General features: G+C 61.4%; 18 protein-coding genes and 2 tRNA genes. 11 read left to right on the top strand and 9 right to left on the bottom strand.

Annotated features, from left to right (window positions below):
- Window position 1: 1 nt before the first annotated feature.
- The 4 genes from D6201_RS07375 to D6201_RS07360 all read right to left on the bottom strand — a co-directional run bounded on the left by D6201_RS07375 (window position 2) and on the right by D6201_RS07360 (window position 2,279).
- A complete protein-coding gene (locus D6201_RS07375) occupies window positions 2–703 on the bottom strand; it encodes a fimbria/pilus periplasmic chaperone (RefSeq protein ID WP_165853517.1) in 702 nt (233 codons plus the stop codon).
- Between the two features lie 257 nt (window positions 704–960).
- Window positions 961–1,512: a hypothetical protein gene (locus D6201_RS07370; protein ID WP_120048204.1), complete on the bottom strand. Its 552-nt coding sequence runs from the start codon at window positions 1,510–1,512 to the stop codon at window positions 961–963.
- A gap of 568 nt (window positions 1,513–2,080) precedes the next feature.
- Window positions 2,081–2,156: transfer RNA gene (locus D6201_RS07365), tRNA-Thr, on the bottom strand.
- A gap of 49 nt (window positions 2,157–2,205) precedes the next feature.
- Window positions 2,206–2,279: transfer RNA gene (locus D6201_RS07360), tRNA-Cys, on the bottom strand.
- Between the two features lie 224 nt (window positions 2,280–2,503).
- Between D6201_RS07360 and D6201_RS07355 the strand changes: the two genes are divergently transcribed.
- Window positions 2,504–2,791 carry a PilZ domain-containing protein gene (locus tag D6201_RS07355; RefSeq protein WP_120048203.1) on the top strand — a complete coding sequence of 96 codons (288 nt, stop codon included), beginning with the start codon at window positions 2,504–2,506 and terminating at the stop codon, window positions 2,789–2,791.
- A 9-nt stretch (window positions 2,792–2,800) separates the two neighbouring features.
- On the opposite strand, the gene D6201_RS07350 is transcribed toward D6201_RS07355, so the two are convergent.
- Both D6201_RS07350 and D6201_RS07345 read right to left on the bottom strand, forming a co-directional pair.
- Window positions 2,801–3,409, bottom strand: a complete 609-nt coding sequence (locus tag D6201_RS07350; protein WP_242447473.1) for a winged helix-turn-helix domain-containing protein — start codon at window positions 3,407–3,409, stop codon at window positions 2,801–2,803.
- Between the two features lie 231 nt (window positions 3,410–3,640).
- A complete protein-coding gene (locus D6201_RS07345) occupies window positions 3,641–4,840 on the bottom strand; it encodes an LL-diaminopimelate aminotransferase (protein WP_120049277.1) in 1,200 nt (399 codons plus the stop codon).
- 144 nt (window positions 4,841–4,984) lie between these two features.
- On the opposite strand from D6201_RS07345, the gene D6201_RS07340 reads away from it, so the two are divergent.
- From D6201_RS07340 to D6201_RS07315, 6 genes are all read left to right on the top strand, one after another.
- On the top strand, window positions 4,985–6,844 hold the full coding sequence (locus tag D6201_RS07340; protein WP_193725691.1) for a PHA/PHB synthase family protein: 1,860 nt from the start codon (window positions 4,985–4,987) through the stop codon (window positions 6,842–6,844).
- Window positions 6,845–6,985: 141 nt separating this feature from the next.
- Window positions 6,986–7,747 (top strand): phasin family protein, encoded by a 762-nt coding sequence (locus D6201_RS07335; RefSeq protein ID WP_120048201.1) that lies wholly within the window; start codon window positions 6,986–6,988, stop codon window positions 7,745–7,747.
- A 152-nt stretch (window positions 7,748–7,899) separates the two neighbouring features.
- Entirely contained in the window at window positions 7,900–8,289 is a 390-nt protein-coding gene (clpS, locus tag D6201_RS07330; protein ID WP_242447472.1) for an ATP-dependent Clp protease adapter ClpS, read from the top strand.
- Between the two features lie 85 nt (window positions 8,290–8,374).
- Window positions 8,375–9,664 (top strand): LptF/LptG family permease, encoded by a 1,290-nt coding sequence (locus D6201_RS07325; protein WP_120048200.1) that lies wholly within the window; start codon window positions 8,375–8,377, stop codon window positions 9,662–9,664.
- The gene (lptG, locus tag D6201_RS07320; protein ID WP_120048199.1) at window positions 9,654–10,751 is read left to right on the top strand and encodes an LPS export ABC transporter permease LptG; all 1,098 of its coding nucleotides are present in this window, start codon (window positions 9,654–9,656) and stop codon (window positions 10,749–10,751) included. Before D6201_RS07325 ends, lptG begins: the two co-directional genes overlap by 11 nt.
- A 54-nt stretch (window positions 10,752–10,805) precedes the next feature.
- On the top strand, window positions 10,806–11,051 hold the full coding sequence (locus D6201_RS07315; RefSeq protein ID WP_120048198.1) for a hypothetical protein: 246 nt from the start codon (window positions 10,806–10,808) through the stop codon (window positions 11,049–11,051).
- A gap of 53 nt (window positions 11,052–11,104) precedes the next feature.
- On the opposite strand, the gene D6201_RS07310 is transcribed toward D6201_RS07315, so the two are convergent.
- Entirely contained in the window at window positions 11,105–12,196 is a 1,092-nt protein-coding gene (locus D6201_RS07310) for a fatty acid desaturase family protein (RefSeq protein ID WP_120048197.1), read from the bottom strand.
- 138 nt (window positions 12,197–12,334) lie between these two features.
- Here D6201_RS07310 and D6201_RS07305 point away from each other — a divergent pair, with 138 nt between their 5' ends.
- The 3 genes from D6201_RS07305 to D6201_RS07295 all read left to right on the top strand — a co-directional run bounded on the left by D6201_RS07305 (window position 12,335) and on the right by D6201_RS07295 (window position 15,154).
- Window positions 12,335–13,492: an N-acetyltransferase gene (locus D6201_RS07305; protein ID WP_120048196.1), complete on the top strand. Its 1,158-nt coding sequence runs from the start codon at window positions 12,335–12,337 to the stop codon at window positions 13,490–13,492.
- 83 nt (window positions 13,493–13,575) lie between these two features.
- Window positions 13,576–14,025 carry a response regulator gene (locus D6201_RS07300; RefSeq protein WP_242447470.1) on the top strand — a complete coding sequence of 150 codons (450 nt, stop codon included), beginning with the start codon at window positions 13,576–13,578 and terminating at the stop codon, window positions 14,023–14,025.
- Window positions 14,026–14,359: 334 nt separating this feature from the next.
- Entirely contained in the window at window positions 14,360–15,154 is a 795-nt protein-coding gene (locus D6201_RS07295; protein ID WP_120048195.1) for a response regulator, read from the top strand.
- Here the strand turns inward: D6201_RS07295 and D6201_RS07290 are convergent.
- Window positions 15,137–16,546: an MATE family efflux transporter gene (locus tag D6201_RS07290; protein WP_242447469.1), complete on the bottom strand. Its 1,410-nt coding sequence runs from the start codon at window positions 16,544–16,546 to the stop codon at window positions 15,137–15,139. The two genes, D6201_RS07295 and D6201_RS07290, sit on opposite strands and share 18 nt — an antisense overlap.
- A gap of 78 nt (window positions 16,547–16,624) precedes the next feature.
- Between D6201_RS07290 and D6201_RS07285 the strand changes: the two genes are divergently transcribed.
- Entirely contained in the window at window positions 16,625–17,200 is a 576-nt protein-coding gene (locus tag D6201_RS07285; protein ID WP_120048194.1) for a (2Fe-2S)-binding protein, read from the top strand.
- Here the strand turns inward: D6201_RS07285 and D6201_RS07280 are convergent.
- Window positions 17,197–19,176 (bottom strand): TonB-dependent receptor, encoded by a 1,980-nt coding sequence (locus tag D6201_RS07280; RefSeq protein WP_242447468.1) that lies wholly within the window; start codon window positions 19,174–19,176, stop codon window positions 17,197–17,199. The two genes, D6201_RS07285 and D6201_RS07280, sit on opposite strands and share 4 nt — an antisense overlap.
- Window positions 19,177–19,181 lie beyond the last annotated feature (5 nt).

Raw genomic sequence — 19,181 nt, 5'->3', positions numbered from 1 at the left:
ATCAGGGCTCGACAGTGACGCGGATGCTCTGTGGATCAAGCGGAGTGTCTGTCGGGATGAAGAACAGCCTGTTCGCATCCGGTGCGACGACGCCGACTCCGATCAGGCGGGACGCTTCGTCCCCTTCCAGCGTCATCTCGAATGGCTCGCCGGCGGTCGTGCGTCCTGTAATGGACCAGTCCGACAGGCCAGCCAGAAAGAAGCGGCTTCCGACGTTCCCGAGGTCGACTTCGATCCCGCGCTGCTCGACCATCGGAGCATCGGCATCTGCATCATCGGGATCGCGCGGCCCTGGGATCTGACGTGTAGCTAGCGAGGCACTGCGTATCGCCGGCTCAGCGCGCGTGCCATCCGGCACGACATTCACGAGGACGTTGTAATTAACAACCATCTGGATCTGCGAGACGTTCTGTTCAAAGTCCACGGGGATCTGCCGGATCGACATGTAATATACTTGTGATCGGGCGAGCGCCTCTTCACCCACATACTGGATGCGAAACACTTGCTGAGAGTTGCTTTCGACGATCGTCTGCGCAGGAAAGACGATGAATTCGGCATCGGCCGGAGAGAGCTGAAGCTCGCCTTCTGGCGTGATCGTTCCGCGCATCATCTGCACTTCGTACGGGATGTCGCGCAGGCCATCATTGACAAGATCGATGCGAGCGATGGAGCCGCGCCCGGTAGGCTCGAGCTCGACGATCATTGGCGAAACGCGCGAAGCCTCGGCTTCTGTCGGCATGGCTACGACAAGCGCCAAGAAAATAACTATTCGCGTGAAAAACGACATCGGCCCCCTCCGAATTGCTTCTGCATAATGCTCGAGAGCGTGACGTTGCGACCGGAAGATCGCGTTATCACTCTCGGTAAATTTTTGGTGCGCCCCCCTAGGACGGCAAAAGAGGAGGAGCCGAAACTCCCCCTCTTGTCACAGTCGGCGAAAGCGAACTTTCGCTTACTGTTTTAGATGGCGCCGAGCGTTAGCGTAGCGGTCGCGGTGTAGGTGCCGGACAGCGGGCGCAGCGGGTTGTCCGAAACCGTGAGCGCCGTGTTCACGATGGCGTTGTTGTGGAACGCGCCGTTCTGAGCACGCGAAACGGAAGAACCATCGGTTGTGCGCAGGTTTGCCTGGAGGAAATCGTTCGCATTGTCCGAACGCCAGGTGATACGATAGTGCAGCTCGTCAGTGAAATCACCAGCATCCGGGCCGTCGTTGACCTGATCCTGGTTTTCCATCGGTGTGCCGGAGATCGTAATCGTTGCGGCATAGTTGCAGCTCGTCCAAGTCTGCTGACCACTGTCGTACCGGTCGCCAGTGAGCAGCAGCGCATCGGGGCCAGAAGCGGTGTCGATCGCGAGATTGCCGAAATCGACCGGGGAAAGGTCGGCCAGGCTGCACTCAGGCAGAACGGTGGCAGAGATGTCGAGATCTTCCGATGCCGTCGGGTCGGCAAGAGCCGGCGTAGAAGAGAACGCCACGACTGCACCAGCACCGGCAAGAATAAGCTTTTTCATAAGTAAACCCCTAGATTTATCATCAATACGACATGAGCAGTCAGGCCCAAAATCGAGCCCTCGCGCACATGCAAGTTCAGCAACCCCTCTGCCGATATGAGAGAAAACGAATCGCCCCTCTCAATTCGGTTAACGATTTCTTAACGAAAGGTGCCAACAAACAAAAGCACGAATCCCTGAATTGTCCTAAATCGAGAATTGGTTGATCCGCTGATTGAAAAACCCAACGTCCTCAGGGTGTTATATCTAACCGTGGCTAGAACGATTGGTGAAATCTCATACCCTCGTCTAGATTTGGACCACATTGTTCCGTTCGATCAGAAGCGTGGTCGTAAAATAGGGTGCTGCATATCTGTTTGTGCTGTCCCTGGTCGTGCGATCATGGGCAAAAAGGTCAGCGACCCTGAAAGTTGAGCCAAGAACCGGACAGTCCGCTCCCGGCCCACTTTCAGACCTCCAACTTGGTATGAAATGGGAGCCTGCCCAAAACGCTCCAAACAGGACCCAAACACGCAACTAGCCGAACGGCTCTTGAACCACAGGCCTCGCAAAACATTACTGAAAGAGATGGTGCCGCCTACAGGACTCGAACCTGTGACCCCCGCATTACGAATGCGATGCTCTACCAGCTGAGCTAAGGCGGCAATGTCGCGGCTCTTAGTCGCGACATTGCCGCGATGCCAAGCCTGAAAATGGAGGCCCGAGCCGGAATCGAACCGGCGTGCAAGGATTTGCAGTCCTCTGCGTAACCACTCCGCCATCGGGCCTTATCAGCGACTTGCGATCGATCTGGGTCTGCAGAGCACACCGCCATCGTATGGTTTTCGCAAATCGGGCTTCCCAATAGCGCGGATTGCGCGCCTGTCCACCGCAATGTCGCATCGCCGCCGCGCCCTGGCACGCTTCAGAGTCAAGATCGCGTAAACGGCTTGGCAACGAAGTCTTGGCATTCCCTGCTGGCGCGAGACGAGACGCTTGGAAGAGGCCCACCATGGTTATTTCGGCAGACACGAATAAGCCGGTTCTTCGCATCAAATGTCGCTCCCGCCGCGGTGCCAGCGCCGAACTGGAAGTGCTCGACATCTCGATCGGCGGCGCGATGGTGCAGGCACAGGGGTGGAGCGCGGAAATCGGGGACCGCGTCTTAATCACGCTGCCGGGCCTTTCCGCGCAGCCGGCAGAATTGGTCTGGATCGAGGATGGCCGCGCCGGGCTCACCTTCGAACAGCCGCTGCATGAAACGATTTACGACAAGTTCAGCGCCCTCGTGTCGGACTGATCGCCCGCTTCAATCGGCCACGTTCTGCGCGTTGGAAGTCGCCCAACCCAGTTCGCGCAGATAGGCATCGAGTGCATCGGGCGCGGTGTTTCTGTCGGAAAGCATGAATGGCGGTGCGTCGGCCAGGCAATAGCCTCCCTCAGGGTGGGTTTCGATGACGCCGGCGCTGCCCGCAAGGGCCAGCTTCGTTCGCAAACGCGATACGTGAACCTCGACGCTGTTGGTATCCGGCTCGTGAGTCAGTCGCCACACATCGGTAAGCAGCTGACGGCGCGATACCCGCCGACCGGGCTCGTCGCTCAGCCGCCAAAGCACACCGAATTCACGCGGATGCAAGCCGAGCCAATTCGCGCCATGACGCGCATCGCGGTGAAAGAGGTCGAGCGTTAGCGCTCCGATATTGCGCCAGCGCGGCAGCATGCCGAACATGTCCGATACACGCTGCGTTCGGGCATGCAGTTCGAGCAGATCGGTGTCCTCACGAAGCGCCTCCGCACAGCCAAGCCCGAGAAGGCGGGCTCGCAGCCCCGCATCTTCCACGCCGAGCATGATCAGGCGCCATGCGGGCCGGTCGGCTTCGGCAAGGGCGATGCATTGCGCGTCTGACAGCCGCCGCACATCGCACAGCAGGACGTGTCGACATTCTGCGCGGCAACCGCACCGCCCGGCGCATAGCGTCCAGCCTCTCCGGCGCAGGTCCCAACGCGGCGGCGGCTGCGTGCCGTCAGCGATCCAGCCGAATGTTGACAATCCGCCGCTCCCCGAAAAGGCGTCTGCCGCATGTCAGCGTGCTTTGCGACTCGCTGCAAGTAAGGGAATGTGCGCGCCGGTGCAAAGCGATGCCGAACGTCAGTCAGCTGGTGTTTCCACGCCCATGGACTGCAGGTAGCGTTTGATGTTTCGTGCGGCCTGACGCAGGCGTTGCTCATTCTCGACCATGGCAATGCGAACGAAGCCTTCGCCATCCTCGCCATAGCCGACGCCCGGAGCCACGGCGACTTCGGCCTGGGTCAACAACTGCTTCGAAAATTCCAGGCTGCCCATTTCCTCGAGGCCCGGCGGGAGGGGTGCCCAGGCGAACATGCTGGCGGGTGGGGAGGGTATGTCCCAGCCGGCGCGCCCAAAGGCTTCCACCATGACATCGCGCCGCTTGTGGTACATTTTGCGCGTCGTCTCCACGATCTCCTGGGGTCCGTTAAGCGCCGCGCAGGCTGCTGCCTGGATCGGCGTGAAGGCGCCGTAGTCGATGTAGCTTTTCACGCGGGTGAGAGCTGAAATCAGCGTGCGGTTGCCGACGGCGAAGCCCATGCGCCACCCGGCCATGCCATATGTCTTCGAAAGGCTCGTAAATTCGATCGCCACATCCTTCGCGCCCTTCACCTGCAGGATAGAAGGCGTGGGCTTGCCGTCGTAATAGAGTTCCGAGTAGGCGAGGTCCGACAGGATCCAGACGCGATGGAATTTCGCCCAGTCGACAAGGCGTTCGTAAAATTCCAGATCGACGACTTCGGCCGTCGGATTGGATGGAAAATTCACGACCAGCACTGTCGGGCGCGGGACGGTGAAGTTCACCGCCTGCTCCAGCGCATGCCAATATTGCTCGTCCGGCGTCGTCGGTACCGAACGAATCGAGGCGCCGGCGATGATGAAGCCGAAAGTATGTATTGGATAGCTGGGGTTGGGCGCGAGGATCGTGTCGCCCGGCGCGGTAATCGCGGTCGCCAGGCTGGCAAGCCCCTCCTTCGATCCCAGCGTGACGATCACTTCGCTTTCGGGATCGAGCGAGACGCCAAAGCGGCGTCCGTAATAATCCGCCTGCGCCTTGCGCAGTCCCGGAATACCCTTGGACTGCGAATAACCATGCGCATCGGGCTTCGCCGCGACTTCGCACAGCTTCTCGATCACATGCGGCGGCGGCGGCTGGTCGGGATTGCCCATGCCCAGATCGATGATGTCGCGCCCTTCCGCTCTTGCGGCGGCCCGCATCGCATTGACTTCTGCGATGACATAGGGGGGCAGGCGCTTGATGCGGTAGAATTCGTTGTCCATCGCTGGTGTCGATCCGGTTTCGTGTTGCAGCGCGGCAGTGATGAACGAAACCGGATGGCGACGCAACGCGTGGCTCGCGTTCGCAATGCAATGCGTGGGGCAGTGCCTCTCCCCAAGGGGCTCGGTGCCCGCTATAGGGATGTCATGACCGATCAGAGCGACAGCGGGGCAGACGCCGCCGATATCTTCACGGAAATGATGCGCATCCAGGGCGAGAGCGCGCGGCAGATGATGCAAGCGCTTGTCCCAGACGATGCGGCGCAGGATCGCAGCGCCGTGGACACCATGGCCGATACGATGGCGCAATTCCAGCGCAGCTGGTTGCAAGCTTGGACACCCGCCGACGCCGATGCCGCGCCGCTGATGGCCGATCCGGCACGCTGGATGGAGGCGATGCAGCAATGGTCCGCCAGTGTTCCGATGCTGGATCCGGCTGCGCAGCAGAAGATGTGGGCGGACAGCTTCGCGCTGTGGCAGGGCGTTCTCTCGCAATATGACGCGGATGGCGGCGAGGCGGACGATCCTCAGCTTCCTCGCCGGGATCGACGGTTCGCCGACAAGGCTTGGCGAGAGCAGCCCGTCTTCGCGCTCATCCACCAGACATACCTGCTGATTGCCGAGCGGCTGCGCGAAAGCGTCGATAGCGCGCAAGGCCTTTCCGAAGAGGATCGCCGCAATCTGTGTTTTGCCACGCAAAACGTGCTCGATGCGATGAGCCCTGCAAACTATCCGCTGATGAACCCGGTCGTGCTCGAACGCACGATGGAAACCGGCGGCGAGAACATCATGCGCGGACTGGAGCGCCTGTCCGGCGATCTTGAAAAGGGCCAGCTGACCCACACCGATACCAGCCAGTTCGAAGTGGGAGAGAATATTGCCGCAACCCCTGGGAAGGTCATTTACGAGACCGAGCTTTTCCAGCTCATCCAGTATGCGCCCAGCACCAACGAAGTGATCGAGACGCCGCTGCTGATTTTCCCGCCATGGATCAATCGCTTCTACATCCTCGACCTTAACGAGAAGAAGAGCTTCGTTCGCTGGGCCGTCGCCCAGGGGCTGACGGTCTGCATGGTCAGCTGGAAGAGCGCGGATGAGAGCCTCGCCCATATCGACTGGGACGATTATTTCCGTGCTCAGATGCACGCGATCGATGTGGTTCGTGAGCGCCTCGGCGTCGATAGCGTCCACACGATCGGCTACTGCGTAGCGGGGACGACCCTTGCGGGTACGCTGGCCGTGCTGGCGGAGCGCGGCGAGGCGGACAAGGTTGCGAGTGCGACGTTTTTTACCGCGCAGATCGACTTCGCGAATGCCGGCGATCTGCAGCTGTTCGTCGATGACGGTAAGCTCGAGTTCATTCGGCAGGCGAGCCAGGGCGGATATCTCGACGGACGCTATCTCGCCGCTACTTTCAACATGCTGCGCGGTTCGGATCTGATCTGGAACTATGTGGTCAATCACTACCTATTGGGAGAGGATTATCCGGCGTTCGACCTGCTCTTCTGGAATGGCGACGTCACCAACCTGCCTGCAAAATGGCACGCAGCCTATCTGCGGGACCTGTATCGCGACAATCGCATGGTCGAACCCGGCGCTCTATCGGCCGAAGGGACCGCGATCGACCTCACGAAAGTGCAGACGCCGAGTTATGTCCAGGCGGGGCGGGAAGACCATATCGCGCCGCCCGAAAGTGTTTGGAAGATTACCGAGCATTTCTCCGGTCCGGTCCGCTTCGTGCTGGCGGGCAGCGGGCATATTGCTGGCGTGGTCAATCCGCCCGATGCCGGGAAATACCAGTATTGGACGAATGAGGCCGACTTCGTATCGCTCGATGAATTCATCGCAGGGGCCACGGAGCATCCAGGCAGCTGGTGGCCGGACTGGATCGCATGGATCGAAGGTCATGGCGGCAAGCGGGTAAAAGCGACGGCTGCGCGCCGGCCCGGTGGAAAATCGAACCCTGCAATCGAAGACGCTCCGGGGCGTTACGTCAAATTGCGCTGACGGCGCGAAAGCCCCAGGAATTCTGCGAACGTGCTCCATTGTGCACTGCACAATAATTCTTGACTTCTTGCGCGTGCATGCATAAATTGTGCACTGCAACAAGGGATGGCGATTGCGCATCCCGGTACGAAGTGAGGAATTATGGCACAGTCGAAGTCCAAAATCGATGACAGCGCCGAAAAGGCTTACGCCGAGGCATCTTCCGGCACGGCGCCCACCAAGGTGAAGCCGTTGGCGGAAACGCTGAAGGCGGATGCAACGGCGGGAGGCAAGCCTGCCGCGAAGAAGGCTCCGGCTCCGGCTCCGGCTCCGGCGGCGAAGGCCAAGGCCAAAAAGTCGCTGCCGACAAAGGCGCAGAGCGCAAAGAAGCCCGCTCTTAAGAAAATCACTGCTGCGAAGAAAACTCCGGCAGCAAAATCGAAACCCACAGTTACCCAGCTCAAGGAAAAAATCATGGCTACTCAGAACACCGACTACACCGCCGTTATGACCGACACGATGGCCAACGCCGTCAAGGACATGCAGGACCGCACCCAGGCCGCTTACGAAAAAAGCACGGCGGCGATGACCGACATGACCGACTTTGCAAAAGGCAATGTCGAAGCCGTCGTCGAAAGCGGCAAGATCGTTGCCGAGGGTGTCCAGACGCTCGGCAAGACCTATGCAGACGAAGCGAAGGTCGTTTACGAGACCGCCACCGCCGACATGAAGGAAATGGCTGCGATCAAGAGCCCGACCGAGCTTTTCCAGCTGCAGGGCAAGATCATGCGTCGCAACTTCGACTTCATGGTCGCCGCGACTTCCAAGAATACCGATGTCGCGATGAAGCTGGCGAACGAAGCCATGGCCCCGATCACGGGCCGTGTGAATGTCGCCGCCGAGAAGCTCTCGAAGGTCGCGTAATCGCTAACGAGACAATCGCTTTCTCCTCGATAGGAAGCGCCTAGACAAGGCCGGGCTGCACTGCTGCCCGGCCTTTTTCGTATGCGCTATCGACGTAAGGTAAAAAGGACCCCTTGAAGGTTTCGCTTGCGATGCGATATTTGCCCTCTGCCATGACACACCTCCGCTCTTCCCGAACCGTTCCGATCTGGACGATCCGCGCCGCCGACGAGGATGGCGGTAACGATGCGGGTGGAGGCGAGGGCGATGGTCAGGTCGGCCTGGCGACGAAGACGCGCACCAAACCCAAGCGGCCCAGCCAGTACAAGGTGCTGATGCTGAACGACGATTACACGCCGATGGAATTCGTGGTGCTCGTCCTGAAACGCTTTTTCCGCATGGATCTGGAGGAGGCGACGCGGGTGATGCTGCACGTCCACCAGCGCGGTGTCGGCGTTTGCGGGATTTTTCCCTACGAGGTCGCGGAAACGAAAGTGAACCAGGTGATGGATTTCGCCCGCGAAAATCAGCACCCGCTGCAATGTACGCTCGAGAAAGCCTGACGCGGACCGCAAGGGTACGGTGCGGGGCTGTTTTCGGCCCGAATAGCGGCTAAGGCGTCCAGAGCACCAGCCACGAGATCCGGATTTGTCCCGCTTCATCACCGCCACCGATCGCTACATCTTCCGGCTCGTTGTCGTGCCGATGATCGGCGTGTTCGTGCTGGCAGCCAGCCTGCTGATGCTGGAAAAGATGCTGCGGCTGTTCGAGTTCGTCAGCATGGAGGGCGGGCCCGTCGGCGTCGTGTTCGAAATGCTGCTGAATCTCATTCCCGAATATGCCGGCCTCGCTATTCCGTTGGGACTGATGCTGGGAATCCTGTTCGCGTTTCGCAAGCTGGCCCTATCGAGCGAGCTGGACGTGATGCGAGCCGTCGGATGGTCCTATGCGCGGTTGTTGCGAGTGCCATATATCATTACGCTCGGCCTGATGGCGCTTAACTTTGCCATCGTCGGCTTCATCCAGCCCAATGCGCGTTTCGCCTATGAGGAGATGGAATTCGAGCTGCGTTCGGGCGCCCTGGGCGCGTCCATCAAAGTCGGCGAGTTCAACACCATCGAGGACCGCATGGCGCTGCGGATCGAGGGGAGCGAGGATGACGGGCGGCAGTTGCAGGGCATCTTCGCCCGCTTTGCCGCAGAGGACGGACAGGTGCTTTCGATCACCGCGCGCGAAGGCCGCTTCCTTGCCAATCGGGAGGATCGCAACACGATCATTCTGCGGCTGATGGACGGCACTATCGTTCATGAGGTCGAAAGCGGGACGCCGCGCGTTCTCAGCTTTAGCCAGCACGATCTGCCGATAGACCTGCCCGCCATCCAGCAATTCCGGGACCGCGGGGAGGATGAGCGCGAATTTGTCCTCCCCGAGTTGCTCGAGATCGGCTGGAACCCGGAAAGCACCGAGGCAGAGCGCGCAGGCAGCCTCGCCAACTTCAACTACCGCATGGTGGAAGTGGTGATGATGATCATGCTGCCGCTGCTGGCAGTGGCCCTCGCCATACCGCCGAAGCGATCGACATCCGCACTTGGCGTGTTCCTCTCCATCGTGATCGTCGTCGCCTATCACAAGGTGAACCAATACGGCGCGGAGGTGGCCGCGATCGGCCAGCTCGATCCCTGGCTGGCCCTGTGGGGGCCCTTTGCCGTGCTCGCGGGGATGATCGGCTTCATGTTCTATCAGATCGCCTTCGTCCCCGGCGGGCAAGCCATCGGCTTCCTCGAGGTCTTCTACGCCAAGATCGGCCGCGCGCTGAGCAAGGTCTTCGGTCGCCGCCGATTGAAGGGCGTGGTGCCCGAAGGGCAGTTCGGCGAAGATGACGACGGGCAACCGGCCGGGCTCGACACTGCCTTGAAGGAAGCACGCGGTGCTGCTTGATTTCTTCCCTTCACGGCGGCTGACGATCTACCTGGCGAAGATGTTCGCCATGCGCATCGTCGCCGTGCTGGCGATGCTGGTGCTCGTTCTCCTCATGCTGGACCTGCTCGGAAAGACAGGCGATATTCTCGCTGTCGATGGCAATGGCCAGGCCGAGGTGCTGAAATACGCCTCGCTTCGCGGGCCGCAGCTGGTCGCGCGATTCCTGCCATATTCCGTCCTGCTGGCGACGATAATCACGCTGGCGAGCCTCAACCAGAATTCCGAAGTGATCGCGATGAAGGCCGCCGGGCTGTCCGCGCACCAGATCCTCGCCCCGCTGCTGCTCAGCGGCGTGGTGATGGCGGGCGTGTCCTTCGCATTCAACGAGCGGGTCGTAACGCGAGCAAACGCCACGCTATCGGCTTGGGAGGCGGTCGAATACGCGCAGGTGCCGGACGATCCGGCGGGTCGGGGCAATGTCTATTTCAATGACGGTCGCGATGTGTTCATGGCATCGCGCGCTGCCGGGCGGGGCGACGCGACCGTGTTTACCGATGTCACCTTTTACGAGCGCGACGATCTCGGCATGATCGTGCGGCAGGTGAATGCGGACCGGGCGAGTTTTGCCAATCCGGGCTGGCGGCTCGCCGATGCGAGTGAATTCACCGTGGCGAGCGCCCAGTCGCGCGAGCTGGGCGACATCACTGTCGCGCCCGGCGTCACCATCGGCCAGGTCGAACTTGGCCGCGTCACTCCAGACGCCGAAACACTCAGCGAGCTTTCGCGAAGCATCGAGGCGCTCCAATCGGCAGGGCGGCGCACCGGGGAGCTGGAAGCGAAGTGGTGGCACAAGATTTCCGGTCCATTGTCGGCGGTGTTGATGCCGTTGCTGGGCGCGGTGGCAGGCTTCGGCCTGGCGCGATCGGGCAATCTGTTTCTCCGCGCCGTGATCGGCATGGCGCTGGGTTTTGCCTACTTCGTGATCGATAATGCCGCCCTCGCCTTGGGTAGTTTTGGCGGATACCCGCCGCTGATCGCAGCCTGGGCGCCCTTCTTTCTGTTCCTATTCGTCGGCGAGACGGTGCTGGTTCGCACCGAGGAATAGGAACGCGGCGCGTCGACATCCGTTGGCCGGTCGAACACCAACGGAGCTTTATCGATGAAGAGAATCGCCCTCGCCGCCGCCGCCACCTTCGCGCTTTCCGCTTGCGGAGCGGAGGAGGAAACCCTCGACACCGATTATGAAAGCAGCATGGAAGCCCCCGTTCCGGACGTGACCGGCAATGAGCCGGTGCCGGATAATGACAGCATAGAGGGCGGCCTCGACGAGCAGGTGGACGCTGCACAGACCAGCGAGCGGGATATGCCCGCCGATCCCATGATCGACGCGGATGCCGCGGAATAACAAGCTGTCGGATCGACGAGATGGGCCTCCGCATAAGCGGGGGCCTTTTCGTATCAGGCTTCGCGCCGGCCCATCGTGCTGCGCGCAATGCGCCCGACCAGCGGCCACATTCCCGTATGGCTCGCCTGCTCGAACGTGGAGCCGGCGCCCAGATGCGCGCTGATGCGCTTATGCGCCTCGTGCAGCGAGTGGTAAGGCATGCTGGGGATCAAATGGTGCACGGCGTGATAGCGCAGACCGACGGGCGCCCAGATACCGGCGATGAAGCGCGGGACATTCACGCTGTCGAGATATTGCGCGGTGACCGTCATCGCCTCGCCCTCATTCTCCCACAGATGCGCAACCAGCGTGCGCAGCTGGTTGAAGACCGCCACGGCGGCGGTGATACCGGCGGCGACGAGGATCGGCTTCCAGCCCAGCCAGAAGGGCGTCGACATCAGGAAGACGGCCCATGCGCTCGCGCCCACCTGCTGGAAAAGGAACCAGTGGCGCGTCTTCGCGTCGGCGGGCTTGCGGCGGAATTGCGGATTGATCGAGAGAGACGAAAACCGCTCCCACGAAAAGCGGCGCAGTGCCGGGACGATCGCGCCGAGCGGCGCAAGAATGCCCCAGCGCACGATCAGCGCGATGGGCGCGAGCGCGGCGACGAGCACGAAGGCGGGCAGGCTCCACGGCTTCATCAGCGCAAGCGGCATGTATTCCGGATCCTCGACTGTCCCGTATTTCGTGCGCGCATGGTGCAGCGTGTGCACCTGTTCGTACATCAGGCTTGGCGTCAGCATCGGAATGCCGACAAGCAGGTTCCACGCCGTGCGGAAACCGGGCAGCGCGTCACGATGAAGATGGCTGATCTCATGAATGAAGAGCAGGGCGCGATAGAGGGCGAACACGGCGACCACGCCGCTCAACACGGCCAGCCAGACCGGCTCCAGCAGGATCGCGCCCGCGAGAGCGCCATAGCCGATCAGCGCGCTTGCGATCATGTCTGGCCAGTAAATTTCCGGTCGCGCGGTGTTGATATCGCGCGTCAGCTCCGCCGCGGCGCGCAGCATCGCCTTGTCGTCCGGAATTTGCGCATGCACGCGCCGTTCCCCGGCGGCAGGGCCGGCGCGTTCAGTGTCCGAAAGGGTCGTCGTCGCATCCATAACGGGTGTATTGCTCAGCCAATTTCCATGCGGTCGTATGGCACGCATTGCTCGGTTCAAAAGGCTCGGCAGCGCGCTTGACATTGCGCCCCTTGCATACACAGGAATGCTGCCTGCTGAACGAAGGGGCGATTATCCGTGGCCGCTGAAATAGAGATTGCGCCTGTATCGGGCAAGGGCGACCTCAACGCATTTATCGATTGCGCTTATCGATTGAACGCCGACGATCCTAATTGGGTGCCTCCGTTGCGCGCCGACATGGTCGAGCTGCTGACGCCGGGCAAGAACCCGTTCCACGAACATGCGACGGTGCAGTTGTTCCTCGCGCGGCGCAGAGATGAGGTGGTCGGGCGGATTTCCGCGCATATCGACGAGTTGGCACTGGCCCAGCCGCCAGAGCAGGGCATGGGCCCCGGCACCGGCAATTGGGGCCTGTTCGAAGCGATCGACGAAACCGTTGCCGCCGCGCTGATCGCCCGGGCCGAGAACTGGCTGCGCGAGCAGGGCATGACCCGCGTGCTCGCGCCGATCAGCCTGTCGATCTGGGAAGAGCCAGGCCTGCTGGTGCGCGGTCACGACCAACCGCCAATGCTGCTGATGGGGCATGACAAGGCCGAATATCAGGGCTGGGTCGAGGCGCGTGGCTACGACACGGCGAAGCGGCTCTATACTTATGAGCTGGATATTCGCGGCGGCTTTCCTCCGCTCATCGATCGTATCGTCGCATCGGGAGAGCGCAGCAGCCGGATCAATGTCAGGCGGGTCGACAAGAGACGCTTTGCCGAAGAGGCGGCGATCTGCATCGATATCCTCAACGATGCGTGGTCGAAGAATTGGGGCTTCGTGCCCTTCACTGAAGCGGAAAAGGCCTATGGCGCGAAGAAGCTGAAGCCGCTGATCCTGGAAGGCGCGAACATGATTGCCGAGGTCGATGGAGAGCCCGCCGCTTTCATGCTTGCCTGGCCCAACATGAACAAGCTGGTGAAGGACTTCGACGGCAAGCTGTTTCCGTTCAACTGGGCGAAGCTTCTCTGGTGGCTGCGCAATCCGAAGCAGGCCGATTTCCGCGTTCCGCTTATGGGCGTCGCTTCGAAATACCAGAACAGCAGGCTCGCCAGCCAGCTCGCTTTCATGATGATCGAATATATCCGCCGCTATGCCGTGGAAGCGCATGATGCGGAGCGCGGCGAGGTCGGCTGGATCCTCGACGACAATCAGGGGATGATCGCCATCGCCGATGCGATCGAGTCCGAGATCAATCGCGAATACCGGATTTACGAAAAGCCGTTGCAGTAAGCTGCCGCGGCATGCGGGGAACTGCGCAGCCACGGGCGGCGTTGGGGTGATGATGCGATCAGCGCATCGGAAGGGTCCCGCACGTGAAGCCGGTTCTGCCGAAGCGGAAAAATTCGAAAGACCGCGCCCCCAAGGCTCCCAAGCCTCTGGGCCGTGTTCTGTTGGTGGAAGACGATGCCGTCCTCGCCATGACGCTCGAGGATGCCTTTCGCCGCGCGGGCACCCAGGATGTCGAAATCTGTCAGACCATGCAGGCGACTGTCCAGGCGCTCGAGAAAGGGCGGCGGCCCGACGCCATCGTGCTCGACGTGCATCTGGCGGACCGCGACGATGGCTGGGCCATTGCCGAATTGGTGACCATGCTGGGGCCCAAACGCCCGCACATCGCCTTTTCGACAGGCAGCCCGCAGGACATTCCCGAAGAGATCGCCGAAATGGGGCCAGTCTTCGAAAAGCCCTACAATCCCGAACAGCTGGTTGCGGAGCTCGGCACCGGCCGCAAACGCGGTCTCTTCGCCCGCCTTCTGGGCTGATCCTCATCCACCATCCGAAGTTGATGCGCGCCATTCGCGTGTGCGATTTAACATGGGTGAAAAAAAGGCCTCCGCTCTTTATGAACGGAGGCCTTTCGGGATCGTATCACCAGCCGCTTGGACGGGAGGGGGGGTCTCGGCGGTGACATAGACTAAATGGCTGTTCGGAAAATGCGTTCCCGCCGGTTTTCAAAAAATGCGAAATTTTTTCGAGGCATCGAAAATCGACCCTGCAGACCATCGAAACGGCAGCCGCAGATTGCAGCTTCTTTATTCTGGAACCGACCGGGCAAAGGGGCGTTCATGGTCAACCAGTTGACCGGGAAGGGTTTATATGTCCATCGGGGCCGAAGTCGCCGCACATCTTCCGTTTCTCCGCCGTTACGCTCGTGCCCTCACGGGCTCGCAGTCTACCGGCGATGCTTTCGTTCAAGCCACACTCGAAGCCGCGCTCGCGGACGACGAGCTGGCAGCATCTCTCAAGGGCGGCCGCGTGCCGCTTTACAGTGCCTTCAACAAGGTCTGGTCGAGCGCCTATATGGAAGTGGCCGAAAGCCAATCCGAAGGCACCGCGCACGAGGTTGCCGCGCAGGACCAGCTCAAGCGCATCACCCCGGTCAATCGTCAGGCCCTGTTGCTCACCACGGTAGAGGATTTCTCCAACACCGATGCCGCGACGATCATGGGCGTGTCCGAGGACGATGTGGAATCGCTCGTGCGAGAGGCCGTGCAGGAAATCGAGCGCGAGACGACGACGAGCGTCCTGATCATCGAGGACGAGCCGCTCATCTCGATGCAGCTGGAAGACCTAGTGAAGTCACTCGGCCACGAAATCTGCGGCACTGCTGCCACGCGCACCCAAGCGCAGGAAGTCGTCGCCGAGAAAACGCCGGGCCTCGTCCTTGCGGACATCCAGCTCGCCGACGGTTCGTCCGGCCTCGATGCCGTGGACGACATTCTCGAAATCACCAGCGTGCCGGTGATCTTCATTACCGCCTATCCCGAACGACTGCTGACGGGCGATCGGCCGGAGCCGACATATCTGATCACCAAGCCGTTCCAGGAAGATACGGTGCGCGCGGCGATCAGCCAGGCGCTGTTCTTCGGATCGTCACGCCCGCTGGACTGATGCTTCGGCGTCGGTGTCCGCACCGCGCCAGAGCACCCACCATGCAATCGCCGCTGCCGCCAGCCCTCCCAGAAGGTTGGCGGCAAGCTCGGCAATATAGACAGCCTGCGTACCGAGTATGGCGCGTGCGAACCAGGCGATAGGCACCATCACGAGCAGCACGCGCGTGATCGACAAAGCCAGAGCGGTCGAAGCACGGTCGATGGCGTTCAACGCCCCGTTGACGACGATCAGCACGCCGTATCCGGCATAGCCCCAGACCGAAATCGCGAGATAGGCGACGGTCGCGTCGAGCACCTGCGCGTCTTCGCTGAACAATCCGGCAAACCAGCCGCGCGCGGAATACAGAACCAGCGCCGCAGCCAGACCGTAGCCGATGGCAAACAGGCCTGCCTGCCACAGGGCGAGGCGCGCCCTGTCATGCTGACCGGCACCCCAATTCTGTCCGACAATGGCCCCGATCGATCCCGATAGCGCCAGCAGCGGCACCACGGCAAAGCTCTGCAGCCGTCCGCCCGCGCCGAAACCCGCGACAGCCGCCTGCGATTCCGCGGCGAGGAAGGACGTCAGTATGGCCAAGCCCGCGGGATTGATCGAATTGGTGAACGCCGCAGGGCCGGCCACCCGGCCAATCGCGCCGAGCTGTGTTTTCCAGTTGCAAGCGGTCATCGCGGCGGGCTTGAACGGCAGGTTATACCGCCCGAGCAGCCAGAACGCGACGCAGATGGCGATGGCCCAGCCCCCTATCGTCGCATAGGCCGCGCCAGCCACGCCGAAACCTTCTATCCCGAACATGCCGGTGATCAGCAGCGGATCGAGGATCCAGTTGGCGATGGAATAGACGATCAGGACGGCCGTATTGGCTTTTGCCGCGCCTTGTCCGCGCAGCACGCCGTTCATGCCCATCATCGTCATCATCAACGGGAAGCCGAGCGCGTATGGCGCCATGTAATCGTCGATGAGCGGGAGCACATCGTCTTCCGCCTGCATCAGCTCGAACAGCGGTTGACGCAGAAGGAAAAGCGATAAGCCGAGAGCGAGGCCCGCCACCAGTCCCAGCGCCATGCCGAGATTGGCACGGGCCAGAGCACGCTCGTCATCGCCTTCGCCCAGCGCGCGGCTGACCACCGAATTGATGCCCACCATCACGCCTACGCCGAGGCTCTGCAAGGCGGTGATGACCGGAAAGATGAAACTGATCGCAGCCAGTTCCGAGGCACCGAGCTGGCCGACGAAATAGGCATCGATAATACCGACCGACATGATTGCCGCCACGCCGACCACGGCGGGCGATGTCTGCTTGACGAGATGCCCGGCAATCGAGCCGCGAACCAGCTTCGCGCTTTCGTTTTCCGGTTCTTCGTCGGGAATGCTTTCGGGTGCGTCGGCCACCACCGGGCACTAGGCGGGCGGGGACAGGCGAGCAATAGGGCTGTGACAATCGCGCCGGGCGAGTGCTAAAGCTGCGCCATGCCCGCGATGACCGTCAACGACCGGCCTGTTTTCTTCGACATGGACCCCGACACGCCGCTGCTCTGGGCGCTGCGCGACGGGGCGAATTTGACCGGCACGAAATATGGCTGCGGAACCGGCGATTGCGGATCGTGCATGGTCTTGATCGATGGCGCGGCGCTGCGCAGTTGCCTGGTCACCATCGCCGAGGCGGAGGGGCGTTTCATCACGACGATCGAGGGGTTGAGCCGCGATCGCTCACATCCGGTGCAGCAGGCGCTGGTGGCCGAGCAGGCCATTCAGTGCGGGTTCTGCACGCCGGGCATCGCCATCGCCGCCGCTGCTCTGATCCGCCGCAATCCCGACCCCAGCGTGGAAGACATCCGCGAGGCAGTGCCGAACCTGTGCCGCTGCGGGGTTTATCCGCGGCTGGTCGAGGCGATAAAGCGTGCCGGCCGTGTCTCGCGCCGCCGCGAAACGATCAGCGCCGCGCCCGCTCCTGGGATCGACCCGGAGGACGCGGCGCGCGTGGTCCCCGCCCTTGAAGGCGGCGTGACACCGGACAATCTGGGCGGCGCTGAAACGGAAGACTAGAAGCGGGCGTTCACCGCAAAGCGCGCATTGAGCGGTGCCCCCACAGTCACTTGGTGCGTGCTGTGCGCATTCGGGAAGTACAGCTCGTCCGTCACGTTCTCGACATTCACCTGGAGCCGCAGGTCCGGTGTCACATCGAAATAGGCCGCGGCGTCGATCCGCGTGTAGGCGGGCATGATCGCGGTGTTGCTGTTGTTGACGAAGCTGTCGCCCTGATGGGTGAGGCCAATGCCGAGGCCGATCCGGTCCGTGACCGCGAAATCATTCCATAGCGAGACCATGTGCTCGGGCAATTCGCGCGGACGAAGGCCGGTCGGGCCGCTCGCATCGACCTGCTCGCCGTCGAGATAGCTGTAGCCGGCGGAAGTCGCCCAGAACGGCGTGACCTGGCCCTGCAACTGCACTTCGAAACCGGAAATCTGCGAATCGATCACATCGAGCGTTTCGGGATTGTCGTCGGCGACCTGCGGGGAGCTCTGCTCGATCTCGAAGATCGCTGCCGTCAGTCCCAGGCCGTTGGCGAAGTCCCACTTCAAGCCAACTTCCAGATTGGTGAACTCGTCCGGATCGAGCGCCGCGGCATCGCCATTGAGATCCGTAAATTGTTCTCCGCTGCGAGGCAGGAAGCTTTCCGAATAGCTGCCATAGATCGAGATGTTCTCCCGCGGCTTCAGGATCACTCCGAGGCGCGGAGAGATTTCCTCATCCCTGCGGGACCGAGTTTCGTTCGCGACGACATTGAAGACCTCGATATCGAAGCTGTCGAAGCGCGCACCAAGTACGACATCCAGCCAGTCGGTCACGGCGATCTCGTCCTGCACGAAGGCGGAGAACACATCGACGGTAACGCGCGTGTCGTCGTTCAGGTCGACAGTGAAATCGTTGGTCGTCGTCTCGCCATCGGCATTGATCCCAACGCCGCCGCGCAGGGCGAGTGGGCGCTGGACAGAGAAGATCTCGTTGTCGTCCTCCGTCGTGTCCCAGAAGGAGTTGAAGCGGTTTTGGTCGGACGACGTGCCGATATATTCGACCCCGGCAAGCAGCGTGTGCTCGACGCTGCCGGTATCGACCGCGCCGACCAGCGTGCCGCTCAGAATCAGGTTTTCGCGCAACGTGTTGTCGACATAGCCGTCCAGCGTGACTTCGTCCGGCGTGTCCGCCTGATCGTAGCCCGAAGCGTAGAAATTGGAGTAGGTCTTGTCGTAATCGCCGTAGAATGCGCTGACGATCGCCTTGAAATTGTCCGAGAAGTCATGCTCGATATTGGCGCGCAGCAAATGCGCTTCGAGATCGGTGTAGTTCAGCTCCGGATCGCCGAAGGTGATGTCCCTGAAGGCTTCGACCGGCAATCCATCCGAGCCGGTCGGAATACCGCGATCGACGAAGCGATCGTGATCGGCAAACTCGTATGACAGATCGAACGTCGTGTTCGGCGTTACCTCCACGCGCAGGGTCGGATTGATACCGATCCGCTCGCCCTCGTAGAAATCGCGGTGATTATCGAGATTTTCGTAGGACGCGTTCACGCGCACAGCGACATTGTCCGCCACCGCAAGATTGACGTCGCCCTGCAGGCTGAATTCGCCGAATGTGTCCACCGCGACCTGTCCGGCAGAGAAGGTCTCGCCGATCTCGCCCTTCTTGGTGACTCGATTGAGGATACCGCCCGTGCCGCCACGCCCAAAGAGCAGGGCATTGGGGCCGCGCAGGATCTCGACCTGTTCGAGATTGTACAGGCCGCGATAATACTGAACATCATCACGCGTGCCGTCGATGAAGAAGTCGGCGGTGGAGCGAATGCCGCGAAACACGATGGAATCGCGGTGGCCCTCACCCTGCGACATGTTCACGCCCGGCGTGTAATTCACGATATCGCCGACGCTGGTAAAGCCGCGGCGCGCGATGGTCTCGTCGGTAATGATGGAAAGGCTCTGCGGCACGTCCAGCACCGGTGTGGGAGAGCGCAGCGCGGTCACCTGGT

Origin of the sequence: Aurantiacibacter aquimixticola, assembly GCF_003605475.1 — a bacterium.
GTDB classification, from domain to species: domain Bacteria; phylum Pseudomonadota; class Alphaproteobacteria; order Sphingomonadales; family Sphingomonadaceae; genus Alteraurantiacibacter; species Alteraurantiacibacter aquimixticola_B.
The sequence above is the reverse complement of the archived record's forward strand: the minus strand, read 5'-3'. Positions and strand labels throughout refer to the sequence as shown.

Excerpts from the sequence above, each read along its gene's own strand:
- D6201_RS07375 (WP_165853517.1), bottom strand. The coding sequence starts at position 703 with ATGATCGTCGAGCTCGAGCCTACCGGGCGCGGCTCCATCGCTCGCATC.
- D6201_RS07370 (WP_120048204.1), bottom strand. The coding sequence starts at position 1,512 with ATGAAAAAGCTTATTCTTGCCGGTGCTGGTGCAGTCGTGGCGTTCTCT.
- D6201_RS07355 (WP_120048203.1), top strand. The coding sequence starts at position 2,504 with ATGGTTATTTCGGCAGACACGAATAAGCCGGTTCTTCGCATCAAATGT.
- D6201_RS07345 (WP_120049277.1), bottom strand. The coding sequence starts at position 4,840 with ATGGACAACGAATTCTACCGCATCAAGCGCCTGCCCCCCTATGTCATC.
- D6201_RS07340 (WP_193725691.1), top strand. The coding sequence starts at position 4,985 with ATGACCGATCAGAGCGACAGCGGGGCAGACGCCGCCGATATCTTCACG.
- D6201_RS07335 (WP_120048201.1), top strand. The coding sequence starts at position 6,986 with ATGGCACAGTCGAAGTCCAAAATCGATGACAGCGCCGAAAAGGCTTAC.
- clpS (WP_242447472.1), top strand. The coding sequence starts at position 7,900 with ATGACACACCTCCGCTCTTCCCGAACCGTTCCGATCTGGACGATCCGC.
- D6201_RS07315 (WP_120048198.1), top strand. The coding sequence starts at position 10,806 with ATGAAGAGAATCGCCCTCGCCGCCGCCGCCACCTTCGCGCTTTCCGCT.
- D6201_RS07310 (WP_120048197.1), bottom strand. The coding sequence starts at position 12,196 with ATGGATGCGACGACGACCCTTTCGGACACTGAACGCGCCGGCCCTGCC.
- D6201_RS07295 (WP_120048195.1), top strand. The coding sequence starts at position 14,360 with ATGTCCATCGGGGCCGAAGTCGCCGCACATCTTCCGTTTCTCCGCCGT.
- D6201_RS07285 (WP_120048194.1), top strand. The coding sequence starts at position 16,625 with ATGCCCGCGATGACCGTCAACGACCGGCCTGTTTTCTTCGACATGGAC.